This is a genomic window from Pseudoalteromonas sp. BZA4, assembly GCF_040104395.1.
Classification (GTDB): domain Bacteria; phylum Pseudomonadota; class Gammaproteobacteria; order Enterobacterales; family Alteromonadaceae; genus Pseudoalteromonas.
This window is the reverse complement of sequence record NZ_JBECOT010000098.1, coordinates 1-8,884: the sequence shown is the minus strand read 5'-3', so window position 1 is coordinate 8,884 and position 8,884 is coordinate 1. Positions and strand designations below refer to the sequence as shown.

The 8,884-nt window shown below is 50.1% G+C and carries 9 protein-coding genes; 5 read left to right on the top strand and 4 right to left on the bottom strand.

The features are described 5' to 3' along the window. Positions 1-199: 199 nt before the first annotated feature. A complete protein-coding gene (gene xerC, locus ABMY41_RS20810; protein WP_349276144.1) occupies positions 200-1,123 on the bottom strand; it encodes a site-specific tyrosine recombinase XerC in 924 nt (307 codons plus the stop codon). After that, positions 1,120-3,975 (bottom strand): CHC2 zinc finger domain-containing protein, encoded by a 2,856-nt coding sequence (locus ABMY41_RS20805; RefSeq protein ID WP_349276143.1) that lies wholly within the window; start codon positions 3,973-3,975, stop codon positions 1,120-1,122. The genes xerC and ABMY41_RS20805 overlap by 4 nt, the downstream gene beginning before the upstream one ends. Positions 3,976-4,154: 179 nt before the next feature. Here ABMY41_RS20805 and ABMY41_RS20800 point away from each other — a divergent pair, with 179 nt between their 5' ends. Beyond that, positions 4,155-4,523, top strand: coding sequence for a helix-turn-helix transcriptional regulator (locus ABMY41_RS20800; protein WP_349276141.1), 369 nt, complete (start codon positions 4,155-4,157; stop codon positions 4,521-4,523). 147 nt (positions 4,524-4,670) lie between these two features. Here ABMY41_RS20800 and ABMY41_RS20795 read toward each other — a convergent pair whose 3' ends face one another. Together ABMY41_RS20795 and ABMY41_RS20790 are read right to left on the bottom strand one after the other, a co-directional pair. Next, on the bottom strand, positions 4,671-4,976 hold the full coding sequence (locus ABMY41_RS20795) for a DNA-binding transcriptional regulator (protein WP_349276140.1): 306 nt from the start codon (positions 4,974-4,976) through the stop codon (positions 4,671-4,673). A 1-nt stretch (position 4,977) separates the two neighbouring features. Next, complete coding sequence (locus ABMY41_RS20790) at positions 4,978-5,343, bottom strand: type II toxin-antitoxin system RelE/ParE family toxin (RefSeq protein ID WP_349276138.1); 366 nt, start codon at positions 5,341-5,343, stop codon at positions 4,978-4,980. 296 nt (positions 5,344-5,639) lie between these two features. Between ABMY41_RS20790 and ABMY41_RS20785 the strand changes: the two genes are divergently transcribed. The 4 genes from ABMY41_RS20785 to ABMY41_RS20770 form a co-directional block, all read left to right on the top strand. Further along, positions 5,640-6,584: a hypothetical protein gene (locus ABMY41_RS20785; RefSeq protein ID WP_349276136.1), complete on the top strand. Its 945-nt coding sequence runs from the start codon at positions 5,640-5,642 to the stop codon at positions 6,582-6,584. Between the two features lie 78 nt (positions 6,585-6,662). Beyond that, entirely contained in the window at positions 6,663-6,944 is a 282-nt protein-coding gene (locus ABMY41_RS20780) for a hypothetical protein (protein WP_349276134.1), read from the top strand. Continuing rightward, the gene (locus ABMY41_RS20775) at positions 6,944-8,704 is read left to right on the top strand and encodes a type IV secretion system DNA-binding domain-containing protein (protein WP_349276133.1); all 1,761 of its coding nucleotides are present in this window, start codon (positions 6,944-6,946) and stop codon (positions 8,702-8,704) included. The genes ABMY41_RS20780 and ABMY41_RS20775 overlap by 1 nt, the downstream gene beginning before the upstream one ends. Further along, on the top strand, positions 8,701-8,884 hold a 184-nt coding region (locus ABMY41_RS20770; RefSeq protein ID WP_349276132.1), incomplete at its 3' end, for a hypothetical protein. The genes ABMY41_RS20775 and ABMY41_RS20770, both read left to right, overlap by 4 nt.

Genomic DNA, 8,884 nt, shown 5'->3' with positions numbered 1-8,884 from the left:
CCAAGGTTATAATCGTACACCCGACCGTTCATATGAAAGAACGAACCTGACGTGCGTCCACCTGTTGGAAGCGTTTCAGCCTAGAGAGCAGCGGTGTTAAAGAGCATTAAATTGGCAATAGTATACCTTGTTGAAAAAAAATGCCTAGACGCACTTTTTAGCGTTTAGGCATGTAATTTCAATGAGTAACGAAGAGAGGTTATTGCTCGCCCGGATGCGTCTTTTTATGGACGTCTTTTAAGTGGCCAATGGCCACTTGGGTATAGATTTGCGTGGTGGATAAGCATTCGTGGCCAAGCATGGCTTGAATATGCCTGATGTCGGCTCCGTTCTCTAACATGAGTGTTGCGGCGCTGTGCCTGAAAGCATGGCAACCACTGGTCTTGGTAATGCCTGCGGCGCGGGTGTATTCCTTGAGCTTGGCGGTAAAAGTGGTGTGATGTAAGGCGCTGCCTTTCATGCTGATAAAAAGCGCTGGCTCAGCCACGTACTTGGCCAGTAATGGCCTTGCATCGTTTAAGTATTGCGAGAGCCAATCAAGGGCGCGTTGGCCAATGGGCACAACCCGGTCTTTGCCGCCTTTGCCTTGCCTAACGAGTAACCAGCCTCGGTGGCTGTCAATGTCGCTTAAGGTCAGGTTTAACAGCTCACGGCGGCGAATGGCGCAGGAATACAGAATTTCCATCATGGTGCGATCACGTAAGCCTGTCGGCGTATCAAGGCAGACTTGCGCCATAAGCTTGTCTATCTCGGGCACGCTCAGCACTGCTTTGGGTAAGGTTTTCGGCAGCTTAGGCAGCACCACTTCACCCAAGCGGGTATACGGCAAATGACCGGCCTCAACCAGCCATGCAAACCACAGTTGTATCTCGCTCACACGGTGGCGCTGTGTGGCGATAGACAGCGGCTTGCCGTCTTCCTTGCGGGTATGGTGTACGTGCTGTTGATAGCGAAGCAGCAAGGCTTTATCAACATGCTGGGCATGATGAATATCACGCTCAGCGCAGTAATCAATGAAGTAATTGAGCAACCAACGCTTTGCCGACAATGTCCGTGGGCTGTAGCCTCGCACTGACAACGCCGAAAGGTATTGGGGCGCTAACGCCGATAACGTCATATTCATGGCGACACCTTGACGGTTTGAGTGGCTTTTATCTGTAATAGGCTTTCTGCTTGTATGCCATCATCCGAATCAATCAATGCCTTATCGCCATTGAGGTGCAGGCCATTTTCATCACCTTGACTACCCCCTGACCGATGGCTGACCGCACCCTGACCAGAGCCTGCCCAGTTGTCGTTTTGCCCTGACCGGTCTGGATGTAATTGCTCTACATCCAGCAATTTCAGCATGGTATGCGAGCCGCTTTCACCTTGGTACAACAACTCATAATGGTAGCGTTGACGGTGGCCATTGAGATGAACAAGCAGATACTCCATCTCAACTAAGCGAGCCAGATGGACTTTAAGTGCCGTATCACTCCAGCCTGTGGCATCGCGCAGTTGCTTGCGGGTAAAGCGCACGGCATCCATGCTGGTATCATCCACCTTAGCTTGGCATTTCACCCAATCCACACAATGGTTCAGCAGCTTGCGGGTTTGGGCTGGCAGCTCGTCCAGTGTTCGCCCCAAGGTATCGTGTGCCAGTTGGTTAGCACAACGAATATCATTCAAGGTCACTTCCACATATTCCATCACCTCGCCTTGGTGTTTTACCTGTTTCACCTCGCGCTGGTATTGGTGCAGCAAAGCAATGGTATCGATTAAGGTCAGGTACTTTTCATGGTCGCGGCGGGTGCGGGTTTTATCATCCAAAAAGGTCAGTTTTTCAGCGTATGGGTTGACCACATGCAACGGCCTTAATAGTCGTTGGGCATGTTGATGCCGGGTTAAGATATGCTTTTTATCGGCGTTTTGTAGCAAGCCCTGTAAGGTGCGACGCTGTCTCTGTAAAGCATGAATATGCTGGGTTTGCTCCCGTGATTCATTGACACTTAACACCAGACAGCGGTTCATTAACTCCTCGTCCACATCAATGGCCGTGGTGGTTAAGAACAACATAGTCGGGCCTTCCACTTCATAGCTTTGGGTCACCAGTTGGCCACTGATTGGATCTTTACCCGTGCTCGCCATCGTCAACACGCCTTGGCTTTGCAGCAGCTTTAAGGCATACGCCGCTTGGCTTGCCCCTTCCTCTTCACTGATGGCCAAAATGCGGTGCTTTAAACTTGCCCCTTGCATGTAAAACAAGCTTTGCCCGGTCATCGCTGAAAACTGGGTGACATCTTCATCCGGGCACATCTGCAAAATGGCGTCCATCAAGGCGGATTTACCAGCCGCAGAGGTGCTTTGAATAACGAGTGCCAACGGTTTAGCAAGTTTGCGTGATACGCAGGCTAGATAGCCCACTAACGTATTACTTTGCTCACCAACGACACCGCAGCGACTAAAGTCCTGCACAATTTCATCAAGCAAAGTGGGTTGGCGTAAAAACGCCAGAGCCGCTTGGTGCTCTTGCTCAGTCATGATGACTTCTTTTGTTTGCTCTTCCGGCTTGCCTTGTAGCTCTTCCAGTGCGAGCAGGATACGCCCCATGTCTTGTTTAACCGTAACTTCACCCAAACCGCATTCAACGCAGGCCAGCTCAACAAAGCGTTGCCGCTGCTTGGCATGGTATAAGTCCACGCTATCAACGTGCATGTTATCGCCCACGCGCAACATCAAATTGATGCGCAGTTGCTGGCCTTGGGCTTTTTTTGATAAGCCACGGACACGGTAATGACGGTTAGCAAAACGGATGTGCCAATCGTCCCCTTGCTGCTCCATACTCAGCGCATCGGTTGAATTCTCCTCAGCAGGCACTCTATTTTCAGATGGTTTACCGTCCAGTAACATGGCTTGATTGAGCAACATTTCTAAATCTTTGGCTGGCTGAGTGCTGGCCACCATAAAAGCGTTGGCATCCTGACCCGCAGGCAATTGCACCCGCCATGGCTCCATGCCCTGCTCACGCAGGGGAGCTACTAAATTGAGCGCAGCCTTGTTTCCCGCTTCATCATTGTCATAGGCAATCAACACTCGCTTAATTCCCAACCCTTGGAATACGGCTAAATGAAAAGGACAGAATCCGTTCACGCCATAAGCGCACGTGACATTCGTAAACCCGTGCACCCAAAAGCTCATGGCATCTATCAGGGATTCACACAAAATCACCGTATCATTGGTTAAGCCTTGCTGGTTCCATACTCCTTGGTGTGTACCCGGCAAATATAAATGCTTCGCTGTCCCCGGACGCAGCTTGCCTTCGGAAGCTATTTTGCGTCCGTACATTTCTACTACTTGGTCTTGTTCGATAACAGGAATAACCAAGGAGCCGCTAAAGCGCTCCATGCCTGAATCCAAACTAAGACCCACCGATTTAAGCAATGAACGGACATCCTTTCCGGCTTGGGAGGTACGGGTTGGCAAGATTGAGCCTAATTGCTTTTGAGCATAACCAAGTTTAAACGTCTCGATTAAAGCAGGGTTATCTAAGCCGCGCTGAGCCAAGTAAGCCTTGGCCTGACTCGATTGCAGCAGATTCTTATGGTACAGCTCAACAGTTTGGCTTAGCCAATGCTGTGCCTGTTCATCCAATCGAGAGACATTTTCCGATTGAGTATTAGCAACCACCGGTTGATGCTCAACCGGCATCTGGCCATGTTCTTCCAGCAAGGTGCCCACTGCGGTTTTAAAGCTCACCCCATCACGGCGCATCACATAATCAATGGGTGAGCCACCAATCTGACACGCGCCCAAACAATGCCACAGGTTTTTATCAGGACTAACCGACAGTGACGGCGTTTTATCATCGTGAAACGGGCAGCAGGCAAAATAGTCTTTGCCTTGCTTTTTCAGTGTCAGGCCATCACGGCGAAGGATCTCAACTAAAGAAAAACGCTTCACCTGCTCCACAGTTTTAGCATCGTAATAGTTCATAAAAACGGCTGTCTCCCAGATCCCTGTCAATAGTCTGCGCAACTTTTTTTTGCCTTGAAACGCATGACATTAAAATGTACGATTATCGGACATGATATAGTTTGAACGATTGTCGTGCAACCATGAAGAACGAAAACCGGGGTTACAATCTGAACCAAAGACATTTTGAGATGATGTTGATGGCGAAGAATACCAATCCACAATTTGCTGATTTTGGGAAACGGTTAGCGCAATTGCGTAAGGCCGCAGGCTATACCCAACAAGAACTGGCTGACGAAATTAACTCAACCAGACGGGTTATTGCGTATTACGAAACCGAGAGCGACCAGCCCCCGGCAAACATTCTTGCGGACTTAGCAAGAGCATTAGGCTCTAGTACAGATGCTTTACTTGGTTTAACAGAGCAACAAACACCAAAGCTCAGTTCACGGCTAGAAAGACGACTAAAAAAAATGGAAACACTGACACCAAAAGCCAAGCGACAATTGGTGCAGTTAATTGATACGTTCATCGAAGCTGAACAGCTAAAAAAACAAGCCAGCCAATAATCCCTTATTGGCTCAATGCTCTATCTGCGGATTGGGGTTGGGGAAGCTGTATCTAATCAACTAACAACTAATCCCTTCACTTCATTTTTGTTATAGACACGACAACGCGACACCAACAAGTGCTGTCACCTTCTCGCGCCGCGATGATTAAGCCAAGACCTCTAACCCTTTGGTGGCCACCAAGTTAAGCAATTTCAGCGAAGTACCACGAGGCTTTTTACCGCCTTGCTCCCACTGCCTGACCGTTGATGTGGTCGTATTAAGGTAAGCGGCGAACACGGCTTGACTGACATGTGCCTTTTTACGGATAGCTTGAATACGCCGAGCATCAAAAGTTTCCACTTTTGGCAGGCACAGCGCATCAAACTCGCGCAGGGTTTGCATATCCATCACACCCGCCTCATTTAAGTCTTTTGCTGTGTCATGTATGACATCTAAAATACTGTCTTTCATCTCATTTCACCTCTACCATACTGCCCGTTTTAAGGGCTTTTTTCAGTTGAGCATCGCTGTAGCCCAACAATTCTTTTGCCAAGCGCTTAAATGCTTTTAGCTCTTTACTGTCGATGTTATCCCGTGCATTTTTGGGAAAGCCATACATGAAAAAGGCTTTGTTACCCACTTTGAATGCGAGGATGGTTCGCAGACCACTGCTCTTGCCTTGCCCCTCAATTGGTGCACGTTTTTTATAAACATGACCACCGAGATCGGCATCGATTAAGCCTTGTTCCATCTCATTGACAGCATCCTTAAGGGCGTTATCTGTCAGCCCTTCTTTCTCAGCCCACTTCGTGAACCACTTTGATTTATATATGCGCATTCGATTCCCTTTTAACACCCAAACTATAACACTTAGTGATACAGTTTGCATAATCGATTTTCATGCCTGATTGGCTATTCAGGGTAGCGATCTAATTATTTTTACTTTTTTGGAAGCTTTTACAGAAATTGTGTCACCATAGGGTGTGACTGGCAGTTATGGACGATGCCGATGTGTCACGCTAAAAATGTCGTAAAACCCGCATTTTTTCATGCCCATTGTTCGTTGTTGTATCTACAACAAATTCAATCTTCCATCATGTCAGTGTCATTCATTAACAAAACGAGGTATTTCAAATGACACTTGATACAAACTACCCGGATATTGATTCGGACATTTACAAACAAGCTGAAACCCGTGTGCGCAAAGCCATCCGCTTGCTGCTCAAAGAGGGGCACCCGTTTGAGCCATCCAAGCTCTTGCGCCGTCAGGAAGTACAGTACGCCCAGCGGGATTGCCAAATCCCCCAAGACTTGCTGGACATGATCGTATTCCCGCTCATGGACATCCGCGACTGGATTTGGGATGAGTATGCCGAGCGTAAACTGTGGACGGTGCCTGAGGCTGCCTGCTTGGGTGTGGGCATGGATCCGCTGTGTTACCACCTTGAACCGGGGCAATACTACAACGGCTGGCGTGAAGAGCGTGAAACCCTGTTAGACGCCATCAAAGATGCGGTATTGCTCGAAGAGTTGGTGATCATTGAGAAAGACGGTGAGCAGTACATCCGCCCTCAGGATTTCTGCAAATGGGCCTACTCGCAAGGCTTACTGACTCATGACTTGGCCGGGCCCTTGCGGGCCTTGGCCGCAAAGCCTGCAACAAAAGACTACATCCCCGACTTAGACGAGATGAAAGCCCGTTACGTCAGTAACGCTCAGCAACGTCTGTTCGCTGAGGGGCTGTCCCATGCTGAGCGCCGACGACGAGACTTGTTTGGGTTGGCCATTTACGCCAAGTATGACGACCCCACGTTGACCCGAGAGGCCATCGCCAAACTTGCCTGTGAACTGTTGAATGAAGACTGTCTGAAGCTGCCCGGCTTCGGTTTCTCAACCGTGCGTAATGATCTGTACCGCCTTGATGAAGAGCTACAGCACCCAGACCACGCCACGTTGAGATTCTTCAACTCGGTGCCTAGCGAACAAGAGATTATGAGCACAAACCCCACTCACCGTTGGTGGCCGCGCTGGCGCAGCGTCATCGCTCGCAAACTCCCGTATCTGGTACTGCCAGAATGATTTCGCTTTGTGCACCGCTGCCACGGTGCACAAAGCCTGAACCCCTTGATTTTATTCACGCAATCGGAGATTTCCCCCATGAATAAACAATTAAACAAAGCCGTTACGGCACGATTCTCAGGCGAGGATTTCACTCGTCTTCAAACCGAAGCAGAGCGCAGAGGCTGCACTGTGGCTGATGTCATTCGAAGCTCATGGACACATTACCAAGAGCAACAGCAATTGCAACAGCTTTTGCTCAAACTCGAACAGCGTCAGCGCAAAGTCCAGTTTGAAATGCTGTGCACAACCTTGGACTTGGCCGATGCAGATCGCAAACAAGCCTTAAGCCAACTGCACGGTAAGGGAGTGAAATTCTAATGAACAATCATCCCACCTCGTATCGTCGTCAGGATTGGGCAAGCATCCTGTTCGTTGGCAGCACCATCTGGCTTGCCACCTTTGTTGGCCTGCTTATCTGGTCTTGGTCATGGCTGACGCCATGGCCAGCGTTAAGTGTCCATGTGGACTATTGGCTGGATAGCGTAGCAGGATTGGTCGTTGACCAGTCCTTACGCCCTTGGCTTGGCTACTGGAGCGCGTTAGCCAAACAGGGCTGGCACTTGGCCTTTGCTCTGCACCTTGTCTTGCCAGCCTTGTTGGCAAGTATTCCGGCGTTTTTCAGTGCAAGACGCTTTTACGTGACCGGCGGCAAAGACGGTTACCGTCATATCTCTGGTGCACGTTTACATCAAGGCCGCACGGCGCTAAATCATGCTAAGCACATGGCCAAACGGGAAGCTAAGCAAAGTAGCAGCCAACCGGGCTTAAAACTGCACCCGCAATTGCAGATCAGCAAAGCCCGTGAGTCTGGCAACATCCTTGTGGTGGGCAACCAAGGCACGGGGAAAACCGTGTTTATTGCGCCTCTGATTGATCAGGTCATTGTTCGGGGCGAACGCGCCTTTATCTATGATGAGAAGCGCGAGTTTACCGCCTTGTTCTACCAGCCTGAAACCACCGTGTTACTGGCTCCATGGGATGCTCGTGGCACAGCGTGGGATATTCAATCTGATGCCCACAATGCGACACAGGCGCAGCTCATTGCCGAGCGACTCATTCCTGAGTCTCACGAACCATTGTGGTCAAACGGGGCGCGGATGTTGTTTTGCGGCATGATTGAAATATTGAACCATACCCAAACCCGTTGGGGTTGGTCAGAGCTGGCCGATATCTTAAGCTGTGACGAAGCCGTACTGCAAAGCCAGTTAAGCCAGTATTACCCACGCGCTGCGCGGTTTATCGTTGAGGGTAGCAAAACCACCCAATCATTCTTTGCGCAGCTTGTCGGTAGCTTAGGTTGGATTTACACCCTCGCTGATGCATGGCCAAAGGCGTATGAAGATGGCTTTTGTGTGCGCGACTGGGTGAGTGACCCAGAGACAGAAAAGCCCATCATTATCGTGCAAGCCGACAAACGCTATAAAGATATCGGGGCACCGTTGGCCAATACGCTCATTGCCCTGATGACCAGTCATATCTTGGCGCAGACCAACAGCACCAAGCGCGAGTTGTGGCTGTTTATCGACGAATTAGGCAACCTGCCCAAGAACCCAGCCTTGTCAGAATGGATGAGCTTAGGCCGCAGCAAGGGTTGTCGTATTTGCGGCGGCACACAATCCATCTCGCAATTGAAACACATTTACGGTGAGCAGGAAGCGGATACGCTTTTGAACATGTTTACCCTGTTTGCCTCCATGCGTGTGGGTGCGGCTGGTGAGACCGCGACCTATACCGCCAAAGCCTTTGGGGAGCGTGTCGTTGAACGCCCCACTTCCAGTGCCGGCCAAGGTGACGGCACCACACAAAACTGGCACCGGGAAACACTGCCATTGGTCAGTGCATCAAACCTTGTGCAGCTGCCGCAGCCCAATAAAAAAGGCGTGGTGGGATACCTCTTAATTCCCGGTTATAAGGCCGTGTATCGCCTTCGCTGGCCATACAGCAAGCTAAGCCCTGTCAGTGATGAGCATTGCCCGGCACAGTGGTTAACGGCCAAACCAACACCACTCGAAGCCCCTGAGCCAACAGACAAGCCCAGTCGCCGTGAGCAACTTAAAAAACAGAGGCAAGCCGCATGAATTCCATAGGTGCCATTAACGACATTTTGTATTACGAGAATGATGATTACTACCAGAACGAAAAAGGCGAACCACAGGGCAAAATGATTGGCCTTGCGACCAAAGGGCTGGGGATTAAGCGGGAGCTGGATCCCACGGTGTACCGCCGTGTGTTCAGTGGCTTTGCCCCTGACGGCCCCC